This is a genomic window from Mahella australiensis 50-1 BON, from assembly GCF_000213255.1.
GTDB classification, from domain to species: Bacteria; Bacillota; Clostridia; order Mahellales; family Mahellaceae; genus Mahella; species Mahella australiensis.
Window position 1 is genome coordinate 1,545,211 of the sequence record NC_015520.1, and the last position, 25,432, is coordinate 1,570,642.

The following is a 25,432-nucleotide window of genomic DNA, read 5'->3' on the forward strand; positions in this document are numbered from 1 at the left end:
TATAATTGAATTACTGCTTGGCTACCAATAAACGCAAGTGCTTAAGCAATAATGATAAAAAGGAATTTTTGCGATGAAAGATGATCCGACTATGGATATCCGCGATGAATTCAAACATATAATAAGCCAAAAAAATATAAGGACGGTGTTTCAGCCGATAGTATCACTTGTTAATGCCCAAATAATAGGATATGAAGCGTTAAGTAGAGGGCCCTACGGTTCATCATTGGAAACCCCCAGAGAACTCTTTAGCGTTGCCCAGCAATTGGACATGCTATGGGAGCTTGAATTATTGTGCCGTACGCTGGCCATGGAAAGAGCAGCAAGCATTTTATCGAATAGCATATTATTTCTCAACGTAGACCCTAACATCATAAAAGATGAGAACTTTAAAAAAGGATTTACTCATGAAATATTAAAGCAATACGGTCTCTCGCTTCAAAATCTCATATTTGAGATAACCGAAAAAACAGCTATAGAGGATTTGAAAAATTTCCGATCTATTTTAGATCACTATAAGAGCCAAGGCTACAAGATTGCTATAGATGATACTGGCGCCGGTTACTCTGGCCTGACGCTGCTGGCCGAAACGCATCCTCAGTATATAAAAATCGATATGGAGCTGGTCAGGAACATAGATAAGGATTCCTTAAGGCAAGCGTTGATGAAGACATTCCATCAATTTTCCATAGTAACAGGCATAAAGATAATAGCTGAGGGCATAGAGACATTAGATGAGCTCAATTGTCTCATAGATATAGGTATAGAATACGGTCAAGGATACTTGCTCCAAAGGCCATCAGAGGGATTTTTGAGGCTATCGCCAAATATAAAAGAGGCTATTTTAAGACGCAATCAGCAAAGACGCAGCTTTTATTCCAATACACCAAAATTTATATCTATAGGAGAGATCATGCGTCAGGACCCGCCTATATACATTACAACTACCGGTACAGAGGCAAATAACATATTCAAGCGCAACCCTAACATACAGGGCTTGGCTGTAACCAGCAATGCTAAACCGGTTGGATTATTGATGAGAGAACGTTTTTTTGCTCAGATAGCCAATCCGTATGGCACCGCTATATTTATGAAACGACCGGTAACGTTGCTGATGGACCCTCATCCGTTGATAGTAGATTATGATATGCCTTTGGACCAAGTATCGCGTCTAGCTACCAATAGGCATGAAGATCATCTGTACGATTATATCATAGTAACCAAAAATAAGCATTATTGTGGTATTGTTACAATAAAGGATTTATTGGATCGCACTACGCAGATAGAATTGAATATGGCCAAACATTGCAATCCCTTAACCGGTCTACCCGGCAATATGATAATAGAGGAAAACTTGAAGATAATCGTAGATGATAACGTGCCGTTTGCTGTATTGTATATAGATATAGATAACTTCAAGGAGTACAACGACGTTTACGGTTTTGAAAACGGCGACAAAGCCCTTTTGATGACAGCCGATATCATAAATAGGGCGCTAAGCGATGAGATAATGCCCAACGCCTTCATAGGACATATAGGCGGCGATGATTTCATTGCGATAATACATGATACGGAACATATCGAAACGATATGCCAGCATATCATAAAGACTTTTGATTCTAATGTAAAAGACCTTTATACCGAAGATGATAAGCGTAAAGGTTATATAGTAACCAAGAATCGATATGGCATAGAGGAGCAGTTCCCGTTGATGAGCCTTTCGGTAGCAGTCGCAACCAACAAAGATAGGTGCTATACCAGCGTGGAGAATTTAAGCGAAGTAGCCAGCAGTGTGAAGAAATTATGCAAGAAATGCCAGGGAAGCTGCTATATAATCGATCAGGTGTCATGATATACTATCATCGCTTAAGCATAGCTCCAACAGGTATTTTAGCCTATCATATTCTCCCTTTAGATATAGATAACCGATTAAAGCTTCAAATCCAGTGGCATATCTGTATTGTATTGGACTAGTATGGCGCGGCACGTTGCTCGACTTTGTATTACGGCCGCGCCTTACTATATCGATTTCTTGCTCGTTCAGCATGCCTTCCAGGCGCTTAAGCATTTCTGCCTGGGCTTTGGCATTAACCAGAGCCACTGTTTTTTTATTGAGTTCATGTGGTGATATATCATATCGCGTTACCATATACGTGCGAACGAAAAGCTCGTATACGGCATCGCCTATATATGCCAGCGTTGACGGTGACATATCATGCCGGCAACGCTCCAACCTACTCGTTATATTCTCTTCCATCTTACGCCCTGCGGTGTATCTTCCAGCACTATACCCATCGCCTTTAATTCATCTCTTATCCTATCAGCGGTAGCCCAATCTCGGTTAGCTCTGGCTTGCTGGCGCTTTTGTATCATCTGTTCTATCTCATTATCCAATTGTGAACAGGCGCTATCTTTGTAAAGCAATCCCATGACGCCGGTCAATTCCTTAAGCATATCCGATGCCTCGGAGGCGAATTCTGCTGAAGCACCATCGGCCATAAGTATATTAACGTCTTTTGCCAAATCGAATATAACGCCCATAGCGCTAGCTGTATTCATATCGTCGTCCATAGCCTCGATAAACTTTTGCCTATATCTGGGCATATCATTTATAAATGCCCGTTCCTGCTCCGATACAGCGCTTATATCGCTGCTATTTTTTATATCTTCCAGTCGGAATTTAACATTATACAACCTAGCCAAAGCGTTCTTGGCTTGCTCCAGCAATTGATGGCTGAAATTTATCGGGCTGCGGTAATGGGATAACAGCATGAATATGCGCACTGTTTCAAGGTCATATTCCTTGGATATATCCCGCACTGTAAAGAAATTGCCCAGCGACTTGGACATTTTCTGACCATCGACGTTTATATAACCATTATGCAACCAAAATCGCGCCAAGGGCTTGCCAGTTAAGGACTCGCTCTGGGCTATTTCGTTCTCATGATGCGGAAAGATCAGGTCCTGACCACCGCCGTGTATATCTATAGTATCACCTAAATATTTCATAGACATAACAGAACATTCCATATGCCATCCGGGACGCCCCATGCCCCACGGGCTATCCCATGCAGGTTCTCCGGGCTTTTGAGCTTTCCACAATACGAAATCCATCGGATTACGTTTGCTTTCGTTAACCTCCACGCGAGCCCCGGCTTCTATCTCATTAAAATCTTGGTGAGACAGTTTACCATATTGGGGAAACTTCGATGTATCAAAATATACGTTTCCATCTACAACATATGCCACACCCTTATCGATTAATTTTTTTATAAACTCGATCATATCGGTTATATGCTCGGTAGCCCGTGGATGAACATCCGCCGGCCGTATATTTAGGCCCTTTGCGTCCACGAAATATTCCTGTATAAATCTATCGCCTAGCTCTTTTACGGTAATGCCCTCTTGGTTGGCGCGCTTTATCATTTTATCGTCAATATCGGTAAAATTCTGAACGTATTTCACTTTATAACCGCGATACTCAAGATAGCGCCTCAACGTGTCGAATACCACCAGCGGCCTGGCGTTGCCTATATGAAAATAATCATATACGGTGGGACCGCACACATACATCGTTACTGTATTATCGTTTAACGGTTCAAATATTTCCTGCTTCCTTGTCAGCGTATTGTATAGCCTTACCATCTTGTTTTACCTCTAACTCTGCTATCCTTTCTTCAAGTATTTTTAATTTATTCATCAAATAGTTTATATCATTCAGCATGGGATCAGGTAAATGTATCTGATCCATGTCGCATTGGCTTGCAGTAGCATCAACGCGCATATTATCCCTTCTTACTATGCGTCCCGGTACACCCACAACCGTGCAGTTGGGCGGAACATCCTTTAATACTACGGCACCCGCACCGATTTTGCAATTATCTCCTATCTTTATAGGCCCTAACACCTTAGCTCCAGCGCTTATCATCACATTGTTGCCTATTGTGGGATGCCTCTTGCCCTTGTCTTTGCCGGTACCCCCTAGTGTAGCCCCCTGATATATAAGCACATCATCGCCTATTTCTGTAGTTTCTCCTATAACCACGCCCATTCCGTGGTCTATAAACAACCTCTCGCCTATTTTAGCCCCCGGATGGATCTCTATCCCGGTGAAAAACCTGCTGGTCTGCGAAATAAGCCTCGCGAGCAAAAACCAACCATGCCTATAGAAGAAATGCGCTATGCGATGCATAAGCACAGCCCAAAAGCTGGGATAGCACAGCACTACTTCCAGAGCATTTCTGGCTGCGGGGTCACGATCCAATATTCCCCTTATATCGCTGCTCAAGCGTTTAAACATAAATACTCCCCTCCATACACCAAAAAACCTCCATCTCTTTCAGAGACGAAGGCTCGCGGTTCCACTCTGTTTGAATACGCTATACTATATCGCTGTATTCCACTCATGTAGCATTAACGCTGCCAAACGGTTTACCCTACTGCAATTTCGGGCAACGGCTCCCGAGCGCACAGGATATAGGCTCATGCCGATGCCGCTCTCAGCCGGTGACGGCATCTCTCTGTGACTGCTTTTATATCCATCTGCCCGTTCAACGCCTTTACAAATTCCAAGCAAAGCGCTATAATTTAACTTGCTTTTATTATATTATATGCATCACGCGGTGTCAATACTCAATAAAACGTGGACGTAAGCGTAAAAAATTTTCCTCAAATGAAACTTTTACGGCAAAAATGCGTCTTATATATATAAGTAATATTTGTAGAGCCTACTGAACTAATTAAATTAGTAACATAATTATGGAGGATAAAATGGACATTAATATCGGTAATATAATTACTTTTGTCGGCTTTGTGATATCAATAATATATCCTATAATAGTGCTTAAAGTATTTGAAAATATTTACAAGAGATATAATAAAAAATTGTATTTCTTAATAGTTCCGATTTGCATAGTTACAGTTTTTTTTATACCATATTTAATCGTTTATTTAATAGACCCTGATATAGTTTTCAATTTAGAAAGCATATGGGATTTTTCTGTTAAAAGCGGATTTATAATTTGCTTTGATATCCCTACTACTTTTGTCAGCATTATATGTACAATATTTGGTTATATAAAATAGTCAATTGCTCTAAATGACTGAGCTTGGCTATGTCAGCAGACAGCAGTATTGCATCCTATTGATGTAGAAATTAGCTTTATTGATTCTTAGAAGATGAAGAGAGGAAAAATTAATGACAAAAAAGTTTCTTTATATAGGTATGGGTCTATTTGTTACTATAATAATTGTTGTAGCAATAGTCGCTCATATGGATACAGATGATAGGGTACGTGTATTTGAAAAGCAATATAAAGTGGATCTTCCTAATGATGTAGCATTAGCTACATTGTATGACGATTATGGCGGTGTGCCATATGAGGGAGAGCTGTTATATCGTTATAGTTTTTCCAGTCAAGAAGGCGAACAATTTATTTCATCAATTATTGAAGCCGGCGATTGGAAACGCTTGCCGCTATCTGCACCACTAAGCCATCTTATGTACGGTGATACAGCTGAAGTCGGTGGTTTTGCAAAAGAAACCGGCATGCCGAAAATCATAAACGGATATTGGAGATTAGTTGGCGATAATGTAAATGTGCTTGAGAGCAATGATCCACAAGCTCTTGATAGCCTTCATTCGTTCAATTTTAGCTTAGCTATATACGATGAAGATAGCAAAATTTTGTATATGTTTAGTATAGACACATAACCGATATACATATATCTTGACTTTTACAGCAAAAAGAAAATAAAAATGCGCTAAGGTGTGCCGGCAGCAGCTGAAAAGTAGTCCTTTATGCCCATGTATATAGCATGGGCTATATCCTGCTGATACTCATCCTGCTGCAGCAGTTTCTCTTCATCGGGATTGGATAAGAAACCGCATTCCACTATGACGGCAGGCATCTTGACATTGCGTATAACGTAATAACTGTTTGAGGCTTTGGCCTGGCGCGTGTTGCCCCTATCCAATTCTTCCAATAACCGCGACTGTATAGCCTTGGCCAGCTTTTCACCCTGCTGTGATCCTTCCATGTAGAACGTCTGAGCGCCATAATACTGTGACTGCGAGAATTTATTGAGATGTATGCTCACAAATATGTCAGCGTCGGAACTATTGGCTATATCCACCCTTTTGGCCATATCCTTGCTTTTGGTCGGAGCTATGGCCTTCTCATCCCGGCGCGTAAGTATCACCTTAAAGCCCTCGCGTTGTAGCAATCCTTCGAGTTTTTTCGCTATGATAAGGTTTATGTCGCGCTCACTGACGCCGCTTCTGCTGCTGGCCCCCATATCATTGCCGCCATGACCGGCATCGATGACTATAATGCCTTTAGCATTATCCTTAAATGTCTCCATAATGCTCGTGTATGAAAGATTCCACACCATTATGCTTACAAGAATAGCTGCAGCTACCACCGCCATCCTTATCCTTTTAATTCTGGATAGATCTATTATAATCAACGGAGTGCTTTCCTTTCCTTTTACCGATCTCAATATAATGCTATTCAGCCTTCTTGTCCATAATGCATGGTTCTCATAAAAATAAAAACCCCCGCGGTATGTGCTACTGCGGGGGCCATCATTACTTCAAGTTAAACCAGGCTTTGAGCCCTAAATATTGGGCAGTATCTCCGAGCATCTCTTCTATACGGAGCAACTGGTTGTATTTGGCCACCCTGTCGACGCGGGATGGTGCACCGGTCTTTATCTGCCCGGCATTTACGCCTACTACTATATCGGCTATGGTTGTATCCTCAGTTTCTCCGGAACGATGGGATACCACAGCGGTATAACCGGCGCGGTTGGCCATCTGAATGGCATCCAACGTCTCGGTCAGTGATCCTATCTGGTTGACCTTTATCAGTATGGAATTGGCCACGCCTAAATCGATACCTTTGGACAACCTCTCTGTATTTGTTACGAATAGGTCATCACCCACCAATTGTATCTTTTTGCCCAAGCGCTGAGTTAATAGTTTCCAGCCTTCCCAATCCTCTTCGGCTACGCCGTCTTCCAATGATATTATCGGGTACTTATCGACCAGATGCTCATAAAAATCCACCATTTCCTCCGATGTACGAACAACACCCTCGCCCGGGAAATGATACTTACCGTCTTTTTCATCGTACAATTCGGTGGCTGCTGTGTCTATGGCTATGCGTATATCATCGCCTGCTTTATAGCCTGCCTTTTCCACAGCCTCCAGTATAACCTCTATGGCCTCTTCGTTGGTCTTAAGATTGGGCGCAAAGCCTCCTTCATCGCCTACGGCGGTGCTATAGCCTTTATCGCTCAATACCTTCTTCAGCGTGTGGAAGACCTCGGCGCACATGCGCAAAGCTTCCTTAAACGATGGAGCGCCAACCGGCATTACCATGAATTCCTGTATATCCACCGTGTTATCAGCATGTTTGCCGCCATTTAATATGTTCATCATAGGCACGGGGAGCACTTTGGCGTTAACGCCGCCTATGTACTGGTATAAAGGCAGACCCACGCTGGCTGCAGCAGCCTTTGCCACTGCCAATGATACACCCAATATAGCATTAGCACCCAGCTTCGATTTGTTCGGAGTGCCATCCAGTTCAATCATAAGCTTATCGATGGCTACCTGATCGATGGCATCCATGCCGATGAGCTCTGGCGCTATAACATTATTGACGTTATCAACAGCCTGCAATACACCTTTGCCCATATAACGGTTCTTATCGCCATCCCTTAATTCAATGGCCTCAAAAGCGCCTGTCGATGCACCTGATGGTACAGCGGCGCGGCCTACGAATCCACCTTCCGTCAGTACTTCTACCTCGACGGTAGGATTACCTCTTGAATCCAGTATTTCTCTAGCCAGTATGTCTATTATCTCGCTCATATTATATTGCTCCTTTCTTTATACTATCAAACTTTGCCCGCTCATTTCAGCGGGTTTTTGTACATTCATTATCTCCAATAGAGTAGGTATTACATCAGCCAGCCGTCCTTGTTCCCGGAGTTTAACAGTTTTGCGCTTATCGTCCACTAATACGAAAGGCACCGGATTGGATGTATGAGCTGTAAATGGCTCGCCTGTAGCATAATCCACCATCTGCTCAGCATTGCCGTGATCAGCCGTTATTATAACCTTTCCTCCGTGGCCGCGCACAGTTTCCACAACGCGGCCCACGCATTTGTCTACCGCTTCTATGGCGGCTACAGCCGCTTCCATAATACCCGTATGTCCCACCATATCTGGATTGGCATAATTTATAATGATCGTATCATATTTATCCGATTCTATACGGCGTATCACTTCCTCGGTTACTTGAAAAGCACTCATCTCAGGCTTTAAATCATAAGTAGCCACTTTTGGCGATGGTATCAATACCCTGTCTTCACCTTCATTCGGCTGCTCCACGCCGCCATTGAAGAAAAATGTAACATGTGCATACTTTTCGGTTTCAGCTATCCTGAGCTGTTTCAATCCCAGCCCGCTTATATATTCTCCAAATGTATTTTTTAATTCTTGGGGTGGATACGCATACGATATATTGGTAAATGTCGCATCATATTGCGTCATAGAAACGAAAAATACCGGGAAATAACCCTTTGCCCTTTCAAAACCATCAAAATCAGGTTTTATAAAACTGCTGGTTATTTCACGTGCTCGATCAGCTCTGAAGTTAAAAAATATAATAGAGTCATGTGGTTGTATAGTTGCCACCGGCCGACCGTCTTTTTCTATTACCGTCGGTACCACAAACTCATCGGTTTCTCCACGGTTGTAAGCCATATCTACGGCATCCAGACCGCTAACGGCTTTATAGCCTTCTCCAAGCACCATGGCATCATACGCCTTTTTCACCCTATCCCAGCGCTTATCGCGGTCCATAGCATAATAGCGGCCCATCACGGTAGCTATATCACCAATGCCAAGCTCATTTATTTTGCTTTGCAAAGCCTCTATATATATTTTAGCTGAGGCAGGGGGCACATCTCGACCATCTAAAAAGCAATGCACATAAACTTTTTGTAAGCCATGGTTTTTAGCCAATTCCAGCAAGGCATACAAATGCTCTATATGACTGTGTACGCCACCATCTGATACCAAGCCCATTAAGTGCAAGGCAGAATTACGGTTTTTTGCATTTTCTATGGCCGCCAAAAACTCAGGGTTCTCGAAAAAAGGCCCTTCTTTGATATCTTTGGTTATACGAACCAGGTCCTGATAAACGATACGTCCAGCACCGATATTCAAATGTCCTACTTCGGAGTTGCCCATTTGCCCCTCAGGCAAACCCACATCCAAGCCGCTGGCGTAAATAGTAGTATGTGGGTAAATATTCCAATAATTGGTTAAATTTGGCCTGTTAGCAGCATATATAGCATTACCTTCTCTTGCTTTGCTTATACCAAATCCGTCCAATATAATCAACATGGCTAAATCCTTGGGCATATTTTCTCCTTTCAATAAGCTTTAACTATTATGGCAAAGTCTTCAGCCTTTAGGCTGGCTCCTCCTACCAATGCGCCATCTATGTCGGACATGGCCAGCAAATCGGCAGCATTCTTGGCATTGACGCTTCCACCATACTGTATCCTCACGGCCTCGGCCACATCTTGGCCAAACATACCAGCTACAGTATCGCGTATTATCTTTATAACGTCATTAGCATCTTCAGGCGACGCATTGCGGCCGGTACCAATAGCCCATATAGGTTCATATGCTATAACTACCTGCCGTACCGCATCGGTCACCAATCCTTCCAAAGCTTCTTTAATTTGATTTCTAACCAATGTTTCGGTCTGCCCAGCTTCACGCTGTTCCAGTGTCTCTCCTACGCATACTATGGGGGTGAGATCGTGTGTAAATGCCGCCAATACTTTATTGTTAACCGTTTGATCGGTTTCCGCAAAATACTGACGTCGCTCAGAATGCCCTATTATAACGTATTCTACCCCAATTTCTTTTAACATAGGCGCTGATATCTCACCTGTATAAGCACCTTTTTCTTCCCAATGCATGTTTTGCGCACCAAGCTTTATATTTGAGCCCTTCAAAGCATCTTTAGCTGCCGGTAGACACACAAAAGGCGGACACACCACTACTTCACACTTTGCATCCGCCACTAATGGCTTTATTTCATTTATCAAAGCGACAGCTTGACTTGGAGTTTCGTTCATCTTCCAGTTACCAGCAATAATTGGCTTCCTCATAAAAATACCTCACATCCCAATTACCCTCGCTCGATGCATGTCGAGCGAGGTTGATTTGGGTAATCTATATGAAATTTAGGGGGCGAATTTATTTGTCGTTTAGCACAGCTACCCCTGGCAGCTCTTTACCTTCCAGGAATTCCAATGAAGCACCGCCACCAGTAGATATATGCGTCATTTTATCTGCATAGCCTAGTTGCTCTACAGCAGCAGCAGAATCGCCACCTCCTATAATCGTAACACCTTTGCAACGGCTCATCGCTTCTGCTATAGCTCTGGTACCATTAGCGAAAGCCGGCATCTCAAATACGCCCATAGGCCCATTCCATACCACAGTTTTAGCATTTTCTATAACTTTCGAAAACATCTCTATGGTCTTTGGTCCTATATCCACACCTTGCCAGCCGTCCGGCATCGCTTCACTGGGCACGACTTTATGCTCAGCATCGGCTTTGAATTCTTTAGCCACGACGTTATCTACCGGCAATAAAAGCTCAACTCCTTTAGCTTGAGCTTTAGCCATAAGTTCTTTGGCTAAATCGATTTTATCCTCTTCCACCACAGAACTGCCGGTAGAATAACCCTTAGCCCTGAAGAACGTATAAGCCATAGCACCGCCGATGATAAGCGTATCCACTTTGTCGATAAGGTTGTTTATAACGCCTATCTTATCGGACACCTTAACACCGCCCAGCACAGCTACAAATGGCCTCTCAGGATTATCAAGGGCTTTACCCATAATATCCAATTCTTTTTTAATCAGATATCCTGCCACAGCGGGTAAGTAAGCGGCTACTCCCGCTGTAGATGCGTGTGCCCTATGAGCTGTTCCAAAAGCATCGTTTACGTATATCTCTGCTAAGCTTGCCAAGGCTTTGGCAAATTCGGTATCGTTTTTCTCTTCTTCCGCATGGAAACGTACGTTCTCCAAGAGCACCACATCGCCTGGCTTCATAGCAGCTACACAAGCCTTGGCACTATCTCCTATAACATCTTTAGCGAGAACAACAGGCTTGTCCAACAGTTCCTGCAGCCTTTCCGCCACCGGTGCCATGCTATATTTCTCATCGAATTTACCCTTGGGGCGTCCCAGATGGGAAACCAGTATAACCATAGCATTATGATCTATAAGGTACTTTATGGTAGGCAATGCTTCTCTTATGCGCCTATCATCGGTTATACGTCTGTTTTCATCCAGCGGCACATTAAAGTCTACCCTTACCAATACCTTTTTACCGCTTACGTCGATATCCTCTATGGTCTTCTTGTTCAACATGGCTTTACAGCCCCTTTTCGATTACGTAGTTTATCAGATCGGCTATCCTGTTTGAATAACCCCACTCGTTGTCATACCATGCCACGACTTTGACCATATCGTCGTCCATAACCATGGTAAGCGAAGCATCCACTATCGACGAACGCTCATCGCCGCGGAAATCCACCGATACCAACGGCTCCTCGGTATAGCCGAGTATACCTTTCATTGGCCCTTCAGAAGCAGCTTTCAACGCGGCATTAACCTCCTCGGCTGTGACTTTTTTATCCAAGTCAGCCACAAAATCCACTATAGATACGGTAGGCGTGGGTACCCTCATAGCAAACCCATTAAGCTTGCCTTTTAATTCGGGCAACACCAATGCAACAGCCTTGGCTGCGCCTGTGGTGGTGGGTATTATAGACAAAGCGGCAGCCCTGGCCCTGCGCAGATCGCTGTGAGGAAGATCCAATATCCTTTGATCGTTGGTATACGAATGGACAGTGGTCATCAAGCCGCGCTTAATACCGAAATTGTCTAATATAACTTTAGCAACCGGCGCCAAGCAGTTAGTCGTGCACGACGCGTTGGATATAATGTTATGTTGAGCTGGATTATACTTATCCTCGTTTACACCCATCACTATTGTTATATCCTCTTGCTTAGCAGGAGCAGAGATAATGACCTTCTTTGCCCCGGCTTCAATATGCTTGGAAGCCTTATCGCGGCTGGTAAATAGGCCTGTGGACTCGAGCACTATCTCAGCGCCCATATCCTTCCATGGCAATTTAGCAGGATCGCGTTCCGCTAATATCTTTATCTCCTTGCCGTTTACGATCAATGCATCATCTGTTGCCTCTACTTCACCGTTGAATTTACCGTAACATGAATCATATTTTAAAAGATGCGCTAGTGTTTTTGAATCGGTCAAATCGTTTATGGCTACCACATCCATATCAGGATATTTAGCCAGCATTGCCTTAAAGGCATTTCTGCCTATGCGGCCGAAACCGTTTATACCTATTTTTGTAGACATAACAAAAACCTCCACTTATGTAAATTTTTATAAAAGCTTTATAGCTCTTCAATAGTATACCTAGGTCATGAATTATATATTACTTACATGACCTTTTGCCATCGTTAATATTCTATCATAGTATACGTTAAAATTCAATATCTGGTATAAATTTTGCTCCACTTTCATAAATAAAAGATATGCCAAAACGGCATATCTTTTATTTTAAAGCCTTCTTCTTTTATCGGATGATGGTAATTGCATTTCCTCTCTGTACTTTGCTACCGTACGGCGCGAAATCTTTATACCCTTTTCATTCAACATAAGGGCTATGGCATTATCGCTTAACGGCTTATTAGAATCTTCATTATCTATAAATTCTTGTATGAATTCCTTTATGGCCGCGGCCGCTATACTGCCACCGTCTGATTTGCTTATGCCGCTCGCAAAAAAATACTTCATATCGAACATACCTCTTGGCGTCTGCATATACTTTCCACTTACAGCACGGCTAACAGTAGATTCGTGCATGTCCACCATGGCAGCTATATCTTTTAATGTAAGTGGCTTTAAAAACTTGATGCCGTTATCGAAGAATTCCTGCTGCTGCTCTACGATGGCTGAAGCCACTTTTTGCAGGGTTATTTTCCTTTGCTCCACGCACTTTATAAGCCACAAGGCCTCTTCAAGCTTTTGAGAGATATAACCCGCTACAGCATCATCGACTTCATCTGTATCCAAAAGCTTTTTATAGAACTGATTTATCTCCAGATTCGGCATCGAATAGGGATGGAGCGTTATATTATATCCATCTTGCTTCTTGCTCACCAATATATCAGGTATAATGTATCTCGTTGCATTCCCATTAAAAAACCAGCGGCCCGGTTTGGGATCCAGTTGCTTTACCATCTCGCTTATCTCTTGAATACGCTGAACCGAAATACCAAATTGTTTGGATATATACGCAAATTTATTTTCGGCCAACTCGCGCAGCGCTCCAAGTATAACGCTCTGCACATCGTCTTGCAATAACCCTTTTTGGCGAAGCTGTATAAGCAAGCATTCTCTTAAGCTCCTGGCACCCACACCCGGCGGGTCAAGTTGCTGTATGACAGATAAAATCCGTGATACTGTTTGCCTGTCTATACCGAGCGACTCGGCGATCTCATATTTTGAAAGGCTTATATATCCGTTGTCGTCTAAGCTCTCTATTATATACCTAGCTATGCGCATGTCGGTTTCAGACAGATTGGAAGGCACCAATTGTTCTAAAAGATGCTGTTGTAATGATTTATTGTCATCGCCTATATCTTCATAATATAAACTCGACTTATCGCCACCAGCTTTAACATCATCATAGTCATAATAATCCTCATCAGTAAAATATTCGGTCCAGTCCGGAGGCGGATCTTCTATCGCATAATCAGGCAATGATTCTTCTATACCTTTATCTATATTGTCTTCTAATTCCAGTAACGGATTTACTTCTGCTTGCTCACGCAAATATTTATTCAGTTCTACAGCCGGTAATTGCAATATCCCCAATCCCTGTTGGAGTTGGGGAGTCATTATAACCTTTTGTGTTTGTTTTAATTCTACATCCATATTTACTTCCATTTTCATCACTTTCCTGCAATAAGGCATAACCTCGCTAAATAAATAATTTCATTATTTATATTCTACATAAAAACATAAAATCCTTTTTTATTTTATCCTGAAAGCGATTTTATATCAACCCTTATTTTCATTTTCGATATCTGCCAGTTCTAATTTGGCTATAGATACCTCATAGGTCGTCTTATTTATCACCTCCTGTTCACTTATATGCTTTTGATATTCCCTGCTTTGTAGCCTTCCCCATAGTTTTATACGCTCGCCAATTTTCAAGTTGCTGCAAAAACGTGCATTTCGTCCCCACGCTATGCACGGTACATAATCGGATTTGTTATATGATCTATTGACGGCTAGCAATAGATCGCTTATTTCCCTATTCAATGGCGTTACGCGGTACACCGGCTGTTTGCATATAAATCCGTCCAGAAAGACTTGATTCGGGTTTTTGATGTATTCGTCTTCTTGGACTAACTTTATATCTCTGGCAAAAACTGTTATTATAAGCCTATTGCCTCCGTCTATAAATTTATTATAAGATCTTATTTGCCCTTCTATTACCACGGAGTCTCCCATATGTATCGTCAAGGCATTCAACAACCTTTCCGATACGGTTATCGGCAATATGTCTTTATAAGCGCTTATTCTCGGTACCGATAAATGAAATGTATAGAATCCCTCACCATAGATCTGGTGACTGTATTGTAAATCGTCTTGTACAGTACCCGCCAGTATTATGCTATTAGTATCGCAACCATATGTAACCATATCTTCCTCCTTCTCCATTCCTCATGTGTATAAACGTTATACATGATAAATACTATTCATGCACAGATATTAATATTACTTATCTGTACCTCCAGATTTAAATTGTCGCCCGGTATGATCTATATAATAAGGCGGCGGGTATATCAGCTCTGATACCGGCACTATTTTATAGCCGTCTTGTATAAGCTTATCCAATATTATGGGCAGTGCTTGTGGTGTGTACTCGGCGTCGTTGTGAAATAATACTATAGAACCGTTGCGTACTTTTTTAAGCACGCGGTCAACCTCATCCTCAACACCGTAATTTTTCCAATCAAGCGAATCCACATCCCATTGTATAACCTCATATCCGGCAGCTCGTGCCGTACGAACTACCTTATCATTGTACTCTCCGAACGGTGGCCTGAACAGCGTCGTTTTTTTGCCGGTCAAGGCCTCTATTTTTTGGCTAACTTTATCCAATTCATCGCGTATCTGTTGCTCGGACAATTTGTTCATATGAGGATGCGTATTTGAGTGATTGCCTATCTCATGTCCCTCATTTGCTATAGCCTTTACTTTATCGGGATATTTATCTATCCATATGCCTACAAGAAAGAATGTTGTCTTGATATTCCGTTCTTTCAATACTTTAAGCAATTGATCGGTTTGTTCAGCACCCCACGAAGCGTCAAAACTTATAGCGATGCGTTTATCCGGCACATCGACCGAATATATGGGTAGTTCCTTATTAGGCGCAAAGAACACACTCAATGCAATAGTACCGGTCTGATGCAATATTAATAGCGTCACAGCTATCAACACCAATATGATAGCTATTTGTATCAATACCTGACGTTTTATTATAATAATCTTCAATGATACCACCACCTACATAAATATTATTCATTGTCGTGCAGGTTATGACAAAAAATTTCTTGACACAGGGTATTCATTTTGGTATTATATTTACAACAAACGAATAAGTATAAATTATACGACGACGTATATAAAGCAAAGGCGCTTTAGTGAAATGTTATTTTCGCTAAAGCGCCTTTGTGCTTATACTATGCATTGCTGTATGGTATAACCGGCAAAAGGGTAAAGGAGCCCCAAAAAGATGCATGATGCATCCTTTTGGGGCTTTTGCGTATAGAGAGGATGATGTTTATGAAATAATGATAGTGTGATTCAAAAAACCGACATATGCTTTGATTAATTAAATCTAATGAATAAGAAATAGACGAGGTGGATGCCGGCGCATACGTACAGGCGATACTGGAGAAAATACTATTGGGTATGTCCCATATTTTGCGCGAACTCATAATTAAGGCATAAAATAGCGCTAATATGATATCAAGGGAGCTAACGAATTATCGTTGCTCCCTTGATATCATATTAGCGCTATATTTGCTGCTTATCAAGGTGCATTTCTGCCCTTATTCGAGCATTAGGTTTATTTCATACAATACTATACAAAATCTTCTTAGTTCCAACCAATGATGAACCGCTATTCACAAAATAATAGTTTGATGCAGTATCTAAGGTAAGAGGACCATTCCAAGTTATCGTATCGAACTGACTATTATAAATACCTGTTGGAGGTACATCCGTAAATGCCGATCCCACTGTCACATTACTGCGGAACCAAGTATTTGCTATTTCTGAATAACCGGATGCTTTAACCGTACCATCTACCCGACAATCAATCATACGTTGAAAGCGTAGACCATTATGTTCCATGTTATTAAGACGGCTATTATGAAAGTACGTGTTGAGTATACCAGTGTGACCCGATTGTATGATGTTTCCTGCTATGCGTGCATTTAAAAGCTGGAACTCTATTGTAGTAGAAGTATCACCGGTCGCCACATTCTGAAAAATGATATTTCCACTGATAAGTGCACCATTTGTATAATTAGTATGTGTACTAACAGATGTCCCATTATCAAATGTACCCACAACTGTGACGGGGCGTGCGTAGAAAGCGGGACCTTGATTTTGGTAATAATCTTCTGCAGCTGGGCTCGTTTGTATTGTGATATTTCTCGGAACGGATGACTGAAAATATTCTAATGATGCATCACCAAGTACCCATGGACCTAGACCAAGTAGCTGAATATGTCTGGCTGGTGGTATTATAATATCTTCATTAAATGATGAATTTCCTGCTATAAAAACAATACACCTCGCTCTCATGCCATAGGTAACGGCTAAAGGGCTGCTCACTGCCGCATCGACTGCAGCTTGTAAGGATTTATAAGGATCTGAAGGCATACCATTTCCTTGCCCCGGTGCACTTGAATCAGCCCAAAATATACATGGACCCCATTTGAATACACCTGGACCGGCTGGTCCAGGTGGTCCAGCCGGTCCAGGCGCACCCGGTAATCCAGAAGGTCCTCTTAGACCACGAGGGCCTTGGGGTCCTAATCGTAGTTCTATCCATTGAAATTTGGTATCTCTATAAAGAATTCCTCTGTCTATGTCTAAGAAAAGTCTGCCTTCGATACCCGGTTTAGGCCTTTCGGTTAAACGGCCTTCTTGGATTGAAGGAGCCCCGCCGGCATTGATAACATATTTAATTAAAGGATTGATTTCTCTTACTTCGTCTTTCTCACTTCCTGATTCCATTTATTATACCCCCCAAATCTTGTATAACTATATATGTACTGTTTAATTTATTATATGACATGTATTTCATTTTGTTGATATCAACAATTTTATACTTCAATAAATCTGAACATGATTGCCTGAAAGGCATTTGTTTTAAATTTCAGATAAAATTAGATAAAAAAGGCTATAAATCCTGATTTTAGATATTGCTTATTTTATTGAAGATCTTGTATAAAATAGTTGCCGCTCTCAACTGCCGGTTAAATCCTTCTATGGCATTTGTCGTATAGATCAGCCGCCTAACTTCTTGTGGATACTTGAAATAGGTGCTCAGGTTTGCCCAGTTATCCTTCCATGACTTGGATATCTTAGGATACTTATTATCCCAGTGTTCGGAGAATACATCTAACACTTCCAAAGCCGATGGCTCATCTACTGCCTCATATACTGCTTCTAAATCAGTCATAAGTGCTTTTATGTCTTTGTATGATACATATCTAGTGGAATTGTGTATCTGATGTATTATTATACCGTTTTGTAGCTTTGTCTTAGGAAATACCGCTTCTATGGCTGCTGAAAATCCTGTTAAGTTATTTGTGCATGTAATGAAGATATCTTCTACACCACGATTGCGAATGAAGATAAAAACTAGCCTTACAGATATACCATTTGCTATCACAGATGCAGATACATTATCAGAAATAGGTTGGAATATATGCGATAACGAAAGAGGCTTAAACGAAGGGCTAATGACAGAAGGCACTATCCGAAACTTTGTTAGCAAATATAGTGCTGAAGAACTAATTAGCTCATATAATACATATACCCAAGAATACGTATTTCCTAAAAAGGGAATAGAACCTGATATCCATATATTAGACTGCACAGAAATCGAAGTAAATTTAGACAATGAGAACTATGAAGGCTCTGGGGTTGTAAGAGATAAAGAGGGTAAACGCAAGGGGATACAAACTAGCGACGCCAAGAGGGCTCAGCGGCGATGCAGGGCTGCTAGAAGAAATAAAAGTAGGCAGTATCCAGCAACATAATGTAGAACTAAGCCAAGAGATGATATTAAACAGCAAAATGCTAAAACCTGGAGATATACTAATAAACGATAGAGGGTTCATATCCAGGGAATTATTGAATAAACTAAAAAGAGAGCGTCAAGTAGATGTTTACATACCGCTTAAGAAGAATATGGAAGCATATGAACAAGCGGTATCAATAGCCAAGGAGCAGAACAAATGGTTAGCTCATCCCAACAAGAAGAGGAAAGAACAGGAAATAGCATTTGTAGAAGGACTTGGGTATATTGGAGGAGTGAAAAGCCCGAAGAAGACGTAGAAATAAATGGATGAAGAAATATACAAAAGAGGGACCGAAATTCGTTATCATATACAGCGGCCAGTACTTTGGCATATTTGGCTTTTTAGAATTTATTCAATTGTATGCATCATGTGGCATAGAAGTGAAGCAGTGCCTAGATCCGATTCTTGCTAAAGTATAGCATAAATGATGCAGCTTATTATAAATTACGAATCGCAGTTATGACAAAAAATTTCTTGACACAGGGTATTCATTTTGGTATTATATTTACAACAAACAAATAAGTATAAATTATACGACGACGTATATAAAGCAAAGGCGCTTTAGTGAAATGTTATTTTCGCTAAAGCGCCTTTGTGCTTATACTATGCATTGCTGTATGGTATAACCGGCAAAAGGGTAAAGGAGCCCCAAAAAGATGCATGATGCATCCTTTTGGGGCTTTTGCGTATAGAGAGGATGGTGTCTATGAAACGATGGTAGGATGATCAAAAACCGATATGTGCTTTAATTGATTAAATTTGATTAGGAGTGAGAAAAAATGAAGAGAATTGCATTTATAACGGTATTATTAGCATTACTGCTACTGCCTGCTTTGGCTTTTGCAGCAAATGAACCAACTGCAGCATCCAACGCTGTGGCCATCGACACTATATGGACCCTATTGGCAGGATTTTTGGTGTTCTTCATGCAGGCAGGATTCGCTATGGTGGAAGCCGGCATGACGCGAGCGAAAAATGCAGCTAATATAGTAATGAAAAATCTTATGGACTTCGCTATCGGTACGCCAATATATTGGTTGGTAGGATTCGGCATAATGTTCGGCGCCGATGCTGCCGGGCTCTTCGGTACTAATCTATTTGGTTTATCCGGTAGTGCGGATCATCTCGGCTTATCGATACCGCTACCTGCATTCTTGGTATTCCAGACAATGTTCGCCGCTACCGCCGCCACTATAGTATCGGGGGCCATGGCCGAAAGAACAAAATTTACGGCATACTGTATATATAGCGCAGTAATAAGTCTAATAATATATCCAGTGGTAGGCCATTGGATATGGGGCGGCGGATGGCTTCAAGAGCTTGGAATGATCGATTTCGCAGGTTCTACGGTAGTACACTCGGTAGGCGGTTGGACCGCACTTATAGGTTCCGCAATGGTCGGCCCCCGTATAGGCAAATATGGAAAAGACGGTTCGATACACGCCATACCGGGACATAGTATAACATTGGCGGCTTTGGGCACTTTTATCCTATGGTTCGGCTGGTTTGGATTTAATCCCGGCAGCACATTATCCGGCACCAATCCCGCCATAGGTCATATAGCGCTCACCACAAATCTAGCCGGTGCTATGGGAGCCGTAGTCACCATGATCTATACATGGCTGAGATATGGTAAACCGGACGTAAGCATGACATTAAACGGCGCTCTCGCTGGTTTGGTAGGCATAACCGCAGGTACATTGGCAGTAAGCCCGGTAGGAGCCGCTATTATAGGATCATTGTGCGGTTTGTTGGTAGTATCTTCAGTGGAATTCTTCGATAAGAAGATAAGGATAGATGATCCTGTCGGCGCTATATCTGTCCATGGTGTATGCGGAACTTTCGGTACTATCATGGTAGGCTTATTCGCCACCGATGGTGGATTATTCTATGGAGGAGGCATACACCTTCTATCGGTACAATTGCTCGGCGTAGGCTCTGTATTCCTATGGACTACAGTAATGGCCTTTATATTATTCACCGTATTAAAGCACACCACAGGGCTCAGAGTCAATCACGAAGAAGAAATAGGCGGGTTGGATGCCGGCGAGCACGATACCGTAGCTTATGGGGATTTTGCACTTAAAACGGCTTCACCGATAGTTAACTTAGTTAATGCTGATATATTAGAATGAAGGAGTATGGTCACGATGAAAAAAATAGAAGCCATAATACGTCCCGAAAAATTGGATGATGTAAAAGAAGCTCTGAATGCTTATGGCATATTCGGTATGACTGTCACCCAAGTCATGGGTTGTGGCCGCCAAAAGGGACGTAAAGAGGTATATAGAGGGGTAGAACTCAATATTAATCTTTTGCCTAAAATAAAGATAGAAGTAGCAGCAAACGATCAAGATGTGGATAAAATCATAGATGTGGTATCCACAGCCGCTCGCACTGGTCAAATAGGCGACGGCAAGATTTTCGTATACGATATAGAAAATATTATACGCATACGTACAGGCGATACCGGAGAAAATGCCATCTAAATTGTTTACAAGTAAAAGCGAGATAGGTTAGGTCATATCTCGCTTTTTGCTTTATCGATGATCTCTATGATACTTTAACCGGTTTGCCAGTTCTGGCCGATTCATACAATGCCACTATTACCGCTAAAGGCTTACGCCCCTCTTCGCCATTAACTTTGGGATCCCTATTGTTCTTTATCGCATCCATCATATCCATAATCTGACGGGCATGAGAGCTTGCCGATATAGCTGCAGCATCTGCCGCTCCAACCTTTATCTCTTGTTTGCAGCTTAGCTTATGCTTATCCTCTTCAGTAGCATCTTTTAAATTCCAATAGGCGAGTTTATCATTCTCTATACCGACAGTGCCATTCTCGCCGTATATATCAAGCTTAGTGGACAGCCCAGGCCATGCCAACGTACTACCTTCTATCATGCCAAGAGCACCGCTCTTAAACTTAACACTGGCCACGGCCAGATCCTCTACTTCTATACGCACATGGGCGAGCGTACCAGTATAGGCATATATCTCATCAACAGGGCCTAAGGCATATTGAAGAAGATCTACATAATGTACTGATTGATTCATGATAGCACCGCCGCCATCCAGTTCCCATGTACCACGCCAATCGCCGCTATCATAATATTCCTGGCTCCTATACCATTTAGTATGGGATGCTCCGAAATACAATTTGCCCAATCGGCCGGAATCAATGGCATTCTTTACCTCTATCATGGCATCATCAAAACGATGCTGTGATATAATGGACATCTTCATACCGGTCTTATAGGCTGTTTCTAACATGGCATCAGCAGCAGGCAAGGTTACATCCATAGGCTTCTCCACTATAACGTGCTTTCCGGCTTTCATCGCATCAATAGCTATGACATGGTGTAAACCACTTGGCACACATACATTTACCACATCGATATCATCACGTTTAAGCATATCGTGATAGTCCACGTAATAATCGCACCCGTATTTTTGTGCCAGCTTTTGAGCCTTTTCTTCAACTATATCAGCTACGGCCACCAACTCGGCCCCGTCTATGCCGTCTATACAGGCTGAATGCGTGGCGCTTATGACGCCGCATCCTACTATTGCAAATCGCATATTTCTCCTCCTTTAATCCTATAAACTGTTAAGTATATCCATAAGCGCTCTATAAGCCCTTTTAAAATTTTCCGGGCCTCCTCCGGGCAGACTGTTGTTCAAGTGCGGCTCTATGGAAAGAAAGCCTTCATATCCGGCTTGGTCTAATTCACGCAGTACATCGCGTACTCTGCCATCGCCTTGGCCCGCAGGCACTACGCTATGGTCTTTATACAGCGCATCTTTTATGTGCATATAGGCTATATGATCCTTCAATAAATTAAAAGCGTGCGGATATGTTTCTACATCGCATTGAACAAAATTAGCTGGATCAAACGTTGCCTTGACAAAAGGCACGTTCATGGTTTGAATTATGTCCGCGCATCTTTCAGGAATATCCCCATATATCTCTTTTTCATTCTCATGGAGCAATATCAAGCCCTGGTCTTGCGCTGCCGTTACAAAAGCGGCCCACCTCTCCATGACCTCTTCTCTATAATCATAGGGGTCACTGCCTTTGGGAATAAAAAATGAGAACATGCGTATATAGGGCGTATCCAACATATGCGCTACTTCCATGGTGCGTTTAAATCTGTCGAGATGAGGTTTGAAATCATCTTCTATCGAGATCTTACCTATTGGAGAACCTATAGCCGATAACCTAAATCCTCTTTGATCCAATTGTTTTTTTATATCCGATATGTCATTATCCTGATAATCGATAATACATCGATCACCTACATTGCGCATCTCTATGTAATGGATATCGCATTGCTCCAATACATCCATTTCTTCTTGCAGATCCAGGGAAATTTCATCTGCAAAAGCGCTTAAAATAAATTTGGCCTTCATTTACCCACCTCCCAAGTCAATTTCTTTAATATTATTCTACCACTTTGCCACAAAATATCAAGTAAAATCTCATATAACATCAAGAGAAAATCTTGTCAAATGTATTTATTTATATTGTCGAATATGATAGAATATTGATAGATTTTAGTAGGAGGGTTTGAATGTGTTTTGTCCGCATTGCAATACGTGGAACGATGAGAATTATAACTATTGTTACAATTGTGGCATTAAATTACATATAGGTAATAAAGTGAACAATAGCAAATATGGCGATTCGATCGACACAGCCTTTGTATCTTCCAGCAACATAGCTAAACCTATGAAGCATAGCTCTAAAAAAAAGCGCACCGGCTCTAAGAAATCCGGCGTATTTATCGGAGTTTGGATTTGCACGGCTGTGATAATAGTTATATTTTCGGTTCAAATGGGTAAAATGATAGCCGCCTCAACTGGCCGGAAGGTAAATATAGATAATATTGTCAATGCCGAGCAATCCAAATCTACTCCTGCATCTACCATAAAAATTATAGAACCGGCTAGTGGATATGCAGAGGTCACAGATGACCACTATGTACTGAAGATCCAAGTTGAGCCGAATTCTACCGTGCTTATAAACAGCAATGATTTCTCTGATCTGGTCAATGCCGATGGCACACTTGAAGCCAGCGTTAACCTGCCATCAGAAGGCATAAACGACATATATATAACAGTTGGTGCCCCCAATCGCTCGCTGGTACGGCAGTCTGTGTCTATAAAGCGCTTGCCCAAAACTATTGCAGATACGGCCCCGGGTGAAGAAAATCAAACGAATAATCGGTCCGATCAGCCACAAAGCGAGGATGAATATATAAGAAAGGCATGGGATATACCTTACGATCAGTTAATAAAATATCCCAGGGTTTATCAGAATAAAATAGGGCTTTTTTTAGGTGAAATAGAGGATTTGTCGGTGCAAAATGGTATATCGACTTTTTACCTCAAGCTGCCATCATCCGATAAACTGTATATAGAGTACCAAGGCACGCTTTCATCATTGAAGCAAGGCGATGATATAAAATTATACGGGGAAGTCGATGGCACTTACGATACCCTTCCCCGTGTGAAAGCGCGTTATATTTACGCTCAATGATTATTGCTGGCTCATCTTGCCAAGATCGCCAAGCTGTACGTTAAAGTCTAATTCTTTGCCGTTTCTCCAGACAGTAACGGTTACTTTGTCGCCTATTTTATGCTGTTTTATCATGGTTTGAAGTTGGTCAAACGTCTTTATTTCAGTACCGTCCAGCTTTATTATAATATCGCCGGGTTTTATTCCAGCTTTTTCGGCCGGACCACCTGGCATAACCTCATTCACGCCTATGCCATATGGCATATCAGGCGTTATATTGGCATACTGTCGCCTAATAATATCGTTTATTTCCAAACCGGTTATGCCAAGCCCAGGACGGCTTACATAGCCTTGTTTTACAAGCTGCTCTATTATGGGTTTGGCTTCGTCTATCGGTATTGCAAATCCTATACCTTCAGCGCTGATAGCACCGTAGGATGGGTCTATGCCGGCTACTACTTCTTTTAAGGTATTTATACCTATAACCGTGCCGTTTAAGTCAACCAATGCGCCCCCGCTGTTACCGGGATTTATGGCAGCATCGGTCTGAAGCATCTTCATTGTTCTGCCTTCCACCGTCAATGTGCGATCTGTAGCACTAATAACGCCCATGGTAACAGTACCAGCTAAATCTTTGCCTAACGGATTACCTATAGCCACCACTATTTCACCAGTTTGCGTCTTAGATGAGTCACCTAATGTTGCTGCAGGTAAGTTGTTTTTATCAACTTTAAGAACTGCCAAATCGCTGTCACGATCGGTACCCACGATTTTAGCAGGTACTTCTTCACCACCCTGCAGCAACACTGTTACGCTATCTGCACCTTCTACTACATGATTGTTAGTGACGATATAGCCGTCAGATGATATTATTATACCGGATCCCGATCCTTGCTCTTGCTGCTGCGTGGATGGCTGATCACTATCGCTACCCTCGTTATCTCCGCCTTGTCCCCATGGGAAATCTCCAGGGTTAAAGAAGAACCCTCCTCCTGGCCTTTGAACAACTTCCACCTTGTTTATCACGCCCACTACCGCAGGGCCTACATTTTTAGAGATATCAACTATCGGATTGTCGCTTTTAAGTATTGGCAAATTATCGCTGCTTACTATAATGGGAGACGACGCATTGCCTGATGCAGCATTGCTCTGTTCATTAGTTTCGGTCGAACCGATCGCCTGCTGGTTTTGTACCGGGTTACCAATATAGTACATTATTATAACTCCTATCAGTATACCTACCAGTACCAGAACCAGATACGTAAAAAAACTCGGTTTTTGTTTGTAATCCTTATGATCGTCATCATAATCAAAGTTATAAAAATCACTCATATCAAGCGCCTCCTCGTTTATTTTTTCACTTATAATTATATTGG

The 25,432-nt window shown here is 42.0% G+C and carries 24 protein-coding genes and 1 pseudogene; 8 read left to right on the plus strand and 17 right to left on the minus strand.

All coding sequences use genetic code 11. The features are described 5' to 3' along the window. Window positions 1-73: 73 nt before the first annotated feature. Window positions 74-1,852 carry a GGDEF domain-containing protein gene (locus MAHAU_RS07335; protein ID WP_013781090.1) on the plus strand — a complete coding sequence of 593 codons (1,779 nt, stop codon included), beginning with the start codon at window positions 74-76 and terminating at the stop codon, window positions 1,850-1,852. Here the strand turns inward: MAHAU_RS07335 and MAHAU_RS07340 are convergent. The 3 genes from MAHAU_RS07340 to epsC are packed head-to-tail and all read right to left on the minus strand — an operon-like array spanning window position 1,847 to window position 4,300. After that, window positions 1,847-2,257, minus strand: a complete 411-nt coding sequence (locus MAHAU_RS07340; protein WP_013781091.1) for a Mini-ribonuclease 3 — start codon at window positions 2,255-2,257, stop codon at window positions 1,847-1,849. The two genes, MAHAU_RS07335 and MAHAU_RS07340, sit on opposite strands and share 6 nt — an antisense overlap. Then, window positions 2,242-3,645: a cysteine--tRNA ligase gene (gene cysS / locus MAHAU_RS07345; RefSeq protein WP_013781092.1), complete on the minus strand. Its 1,404-nt coding sequence runs from the start codon at window positions 3,643-3,645 to the stop codon at window positions 2,242-2,244. Before cysS ends, MAHAU_RS07340 begins: the two co-directional genes overlap by 16 nt. After that, window positions 3,599-4,300 (minus strand): serine O-acetyltransferase EpsC, encoded by a 702-nt coding sequence (gene epsC, locus MAHAU_RS07350; RefSeq protein ID WP_013781093.1) that lies wholly within the window; start codon window positions 4,298-4,300, stop codon window positions 3,599-3,601. The genes cysS and epsC overlap by 47 nt, the downstream gene beginning before the upstream one ends. A gap of 897 nt (window positions 4,301-5,197) precedes the next feature. Between epsC and MAHAU_RS07360 the strand changes: the two genes are divergently transcribed. Next, on the plus strand, window positions 5,198-5,713 hold the full coding sequence (locus tag MAHAU_RS07360) for a hypothetical protein (protein ID WP_013781095.1): 516 nt from the start codon (window positions 5,198-5,200) through the stop codon (window positions 5,711-5,713). Between the two features lie 50 nt (window positions 5,714-5,763). On the opposite strand, the gene cwlD is transcribed toward MAHAU_RS07360, so the two are convergent. From cwlD to MAHAU_RS07415, 11 genes and pseudogenes are all read right to left on the minus strand, one after another. Then, window positions 5,764-6,468: an N-acetylmuramoyl-L-alanine amidase CwlD gene (gene cwlD / locus MAHAU_RS07365; protein ID WP_013781096.1), complete on the minus strand. Its 705-nt coding sequence runs from the start codon at window positions 6,466-6,468 to the stop codon at window positions 5,764-5,766. 121 nt (window positions 6,469-6,589) lie between these two features. Then, a complete protein-coding gene (gene eno / locus MAHAU_RS07370; protein ID WP_013781097.1) occupies window positions 6,590-7,879 on the minus strand; it encodes a phosphopyruvate hydratase in 1,290 nt (429 codons plus the stop codon). An 18-nt stretch (window positions 7,880-7,897) separates the two neighbouring features. Further along, window positions 7,898-9,439 carry a 2,3-bisphosphoglycerate-independent phosphoglycerate mutase gene (gene gpmI / locus MAHAU_RS07375; RefSeq protein ID WP_013781098.1) on the minus strand — a complete coding sequence of 514 codons (1,542 nt, stop codon included), beginning with the start codon at window positions 9,437-9,439 and terminating at the stop codon, window positions 7,898-7,900. 11 nt (window positions 9,440-9,450) lie between these two features. Continuing rightward, on the minus strand, window positions 9,451-10,200 hold the full coding sequence (tpiA, locus tag MAHAU_RS07380) for a triose-phosphate isomerase (protein WP_013781099.1): 750 nt from the start codon (window positions 10,198-10,200) through the stop codon (window positions 9,451-9,453). A gap of 88 nt (window positions 10,201-10,288) precedes the next feature. Beyond that, the gene (locus MAHAU_RS07385; RefSeq protein WP_013781100.1) at window positions 10,289-11,476 is read right to left on the minus strand and encodes a phosphoglycerate kinase; all 1,188 of its coding nucleotides are present in this window, start codon (window positions 11,474-11,476) and stop codon (window positions 10,289-10,291) included. A 4-nt stretch (window positions 11,477-11,480) separates the two neighbouring features. Beyond that, window positions 11,481-12,491 (minus strand): type I glyceraldehyde-3-phosphate dehydrogenase, encoded by a 1,011-nt coding sequence (gene gap / locus MAHAU_RS07390; protein WP_013781101.1) that lies wholly within the window; start codon window positions 12,489-12,491, stop codon window positions 11,481-11,483. A gap of 204 nt (window positions 12,492-12,695) precedes the next feature. Then, window positions 12,696-14,093, minus strand: coding sequence for an RNA polymerase factor sigma-54 (rpoN, locus tag MAHAU_RS07395; RefSeq protein ID WP_013781102.1), 1,398 nt, complete (start codon window positions 14,091-14,093; stop codon window positions 12,696-12,698). A 108-nt stretch (window positions 14,094-14,201) separates the two neighbouring features. Next, on the minus strand, window positions 14,202-14,849 hold the full coding sequence (locus tag MAHAU_RS07400; RefSeq protein WP_013781103.1) for a single-stranded DNA-binding protein: 648 nt from the start codon (window positions 14,847-14,849) through the stop codon (window positions 14,202-14,204). Window positions 14,850-14,924: 75 nt separating this feature from the next. Continuing rightward, window positions 14,925-15,707: a polysaccharide deacetylase family sporulation protein PdaB gene (pdaB, locus tag MAHAU_RS07405; protein ID WP_013781104.1), complete on the minus strand. Its 783-nt coding sequence runs from the start codon at window positions 15,705-15,707 to the stop codon at window positions 14,925-14,927. A 582-nt stretch (window positions 15,708-16,289) separates the two neighbouring features. Next, the gene (locus MAHAU_RS07410) at window positions 16,290-17,462 is read right to left on the minus strand and encodes a hypothetical protein (protein WP_013781105.1); all 1,173 of its coding nucleotides are present in this window, start codon (window positions 17,460-17,462) and stop codon (window positions 16,290-16,292) included. 202 nt (window positions 17,463-17,664) lie between these two features. Continuing rightward, a pseudogene (locus MAHAU_RS07415) lies at window positions 17,665-18,081 on the minus strand (transposase); the annotation flags it as partial. Between MAHAU_RS07415 and MAHAU_RS15945 the strand changes: the two are divergent. The 5 genes from MAHAU_RS15945 (at window position 18,011) to MAHAU_RS07430 (ending at window position 21,024) form a co-directional block, all read left to right on the plus strand. Then, window positions 18,011-18,493, plus strand: coding sequence for a hypothetical protein (locus tag MAHAU_RS15945; RefSeq protein WP_245543975.1), 483 nt, complete (start codon window positions 18,011-18,013; stop codon window positions 18,491-18,493). The pseudogene MAHAU_RS07415 and the gene MAHAU_RS15945 sit on opposite strands and share 71 nt — an antisense overlap. A 19-nt stretch (window positions 18,494-18,512) precedes the next feature. After that, window positions 18,513-18,791 (plus strand): transposase, encoded by a 279-nt coding sequence (locus MAHAU_RS15950; protein WP_013781106.1) that lies wholly within the window; start codon window positions 18,513-18,515, stop codon window positions 18,789-18,791. Window positions 18,792-18,801: 10 nt separating this feature from the next. After that, entirely contained in the window at window positions 18,802-18,954 is a 153-nt protein-coding gene (locus tag MAHAU_RS15955; protein ID WP_245543945.1) for a hypothetical protein, read from the plus strand. Window positions 18,955-19,314: 360 nt separating this feature from the next. Continuing rightward, window positions 19,315-20,670: an ammonium transporter gene (locus tag MAHAU_RS07425; protein ID WP_013781107.1), complete on the plus strand. Its 1,356-nt coding sequence runs from the start codon at window positions 19,315-19,317 to the stop codon at window positions 20,668-20,670. A 15-nt stretch (window positions 20,671-20,685) separates the two neighbouring features. Next, window positions 20,686-21,024, plus strand: coding sequence for a P-II family nitrogen regulator (locus tag MAHAU_RS07430; protein WP_013781108.1), 339 nt, complete (start codon window positions 20,686-20,688; stop codon window positions 21,022-21,024). 64 nt (window positions 21,025-21,088) lie between these two features. Here the strand turns inward: MAHAU_RS07430 and MAHAU_RS07435 are convergent, their stop codons facing one another. Both MAHAU_RS07435 and MAHAU_RS07440 read right to left on the minus strand, forming a co-directional pair. Next, on the minus strand, window positions 21,089-22,117 hold the full coding sequence (locus tag MAHAU_RS07435) for a Gfo/Idh/MocA family protein (protein ID WP_013781109.1): 1,029 nt from the start codon (window positions 22,115-22,117) through the stop codon (window positions 21,089-21,091). 18 nt (window positions 22,118-22,135) lie between these two features. Then, window positions 22,136-22,948 carry a sugar phosphate isomerase/epimerase family protein gene (locus MAHAU_RS07440; RefSeq protein WP_013781110.1) on the minus strand — a complete coding sequence of 271 codons (813 nt, stop codon included), beginning with the start codon at window positions 22,946-22,948 and terminating at the stop codon, window positions 22,136-22,138. Between the two features lie 163 nt (window positions 22,949-23,111). Here MAHAU_RS07440 and MAHAU_RS07445 point away from each other — a divergent pair, with 163 nt between their 5' ends. Beyond that, complete coding sequence (locus tag MAHAU_RS07445; RefSeq protein ID WP_013781111.1) at window positions 23,112-24,077, plus strand: zinc ribbon domain-containing protein; 966 nt, start codon at window positions 23,112-23,114, stop codon at window positions 24,075-24,077. On the opposite strand, the gene MAHAU_RS07450 is transcribed toward MAHAU_RS07445, so the two are convergent. Then, on the minus strand, window positions 24,078-25,388 hold the full coding sequence (locus MAHAU_RS07450; protein WP_013781112.1) for a S1C family serine protease: 1,311 nt from the start codon (window positions 25,386-25,388) through the stop codon (window positions 24,078-24,080). It lies immediately after the preceding gene. Window positions 25,389-25,432 lie beyond the last annotated feature (44 nt).

Excerpts from the sequence above, each read along its gene's own strand:
- cysS (WP_013781092.1), bottom strand. The coding sequence starts at position 3,645 with ATGGTAAGGCTATACAATACGCTGACAAGGAAGCAGGAAATATTTGAA.
- MAHAU_RS15950 (WP_013781106.1), top strand. The coding sequence starts at position 18,513 with ATGATATTAAACAGCAAAATGCTAAAACCTGGAGATATACTAATAAAC.
- MAHAU_RS07400 (WP_013781103.1), bottom strand. The coding sequence starts at position 14,849 with ATGGTTACATATGGTTGCGATACTAATAGCATAATACTGGCGGGTACT.
- MAHAU_RS07340 (WP_013781091.1), bottom strand. The coding sequence starts at position 2,257 with ATGGAAGAGAATATAACGAGTAGGTTGGAGCGTTGCCGGCATGATATG.
- epsC (WP_013781093.1), bottom strand. The coding sequence starts at position 4,300 with ATGTTTAAACGCTTGAGCAGCGATATAAGGGGAATATTGGATCGTGAC.
- MAHAU_RS07425 (WP_013781107.1), top strand. The coding sequence starts at position 19,315 with ATGAAGAGAATTGCATTTATAACGGTATTATTAGCATTACTGCTACTG.
- MAHAU_RS07450 (WP_013781112.1), bottom strand. The coding sequence starts at position 25,388 with ATGAGTGATTTTTATAACTTTGATTATGATGACGATCATAAGGATTAC.
- MAHAU_RS07360 (WP_013781095.1), top strand. The coding sequence starts at position 5,198 with ATGACAAAAAAGTTTCTTTATATAGGTATGGGTCTATTTGTTACTATA.
- rpoN (WP_013781102.1), bottom strand. The coding sequence starts at position 14,093 with ATGAAAATGGAAGTAAATATGGATGTAGAATTAAAACAAACACAAAAG.
- MAHAU_RS15955 (WP_245543945.1), top strand. The coding sequence starts at position 18,802 with ATGAAGAAATATACAAAAGAGGGACCGAAATTCGTTATCATATACAGC.
- MAHAU_RS07335 (WP_013781090.1), top strand. The coding sequence starts at position 74 with ATGAAAGATGATCCGACTATGGATATCCGCGATGAATTCAAACATATA.
- MAHAU_RS07435 (WP_013781109.1), bottom strand. The coding sequence starts at position 22,117 with ATGCGATTTGCAATAGTAGGATGCGGCGTCATAAGCGCCACGCATTCA.
- tpiA (WP_013781099.1), bottom strand. The coding sequence starts at position 10,200 with ATGAGGAAGCCAATTATTGCTGGTAACTGGAAGATGAACGAAACTCCA.
- MAHAU_RS07385 (WP_013781100.1), bottom strand. The coding sequence starts at position 11,476 with ATGTTGAACAAGAAGACCATAGAGGATATCGACGTAAGCGGTAAAAAG.
- gpmI (WP_013781098.1), bottom strand. The coding sequence starts at position 9,439 with ATGCCCAAGGATTTAGCCATGTTGATTATATTGGACGGATTTGGTATA.
- MAHAU_RS15945 (WP_245543975.1), top strand. The coding sequence starts at position 18,011 with ATGGCTGCTGAAAATCCTGTTAAGTTATTTGTGCATGTAATGAAGATA.
- gap (WP_013781101.1), bottom strand. The coding sequence starts at position 12,491 with ATGTCTACAAAAATAGGTATAAACGGTTTCGGCCGCATAGGCAGAAAT.
- MAHAU_RS07410 (WP_013781105.1), bottom strand. The coding sequence starts at position 17,462 with ATGGAATCAGGAAGTGAGAAAGACGAAGTAAGAGAAATCAATCCTTTA.
- eno (WP_013781097.1), bottom strand. The coding sequence starts at position 7,879 with ATGAGCGAGATAATAGACATACTGGCTAGAGAAATACTGGATTCAAGA.
- MAHAU_RS07430 (WP_013781108.1), top strand. The coding sequence starts at position 20,686 with ATGAAAAAAATAGAAGCCATAATACGTCCCGAAAAATTGGATGATGTA.
- MAHAU_RS07440 (WP_013781110.1), bottom strand. The coding sequence starts at position 22,948 with ATGAAGGCCAAATTTATTTTAAGCGCTTTTGCAGATGAAATTTCCCTG.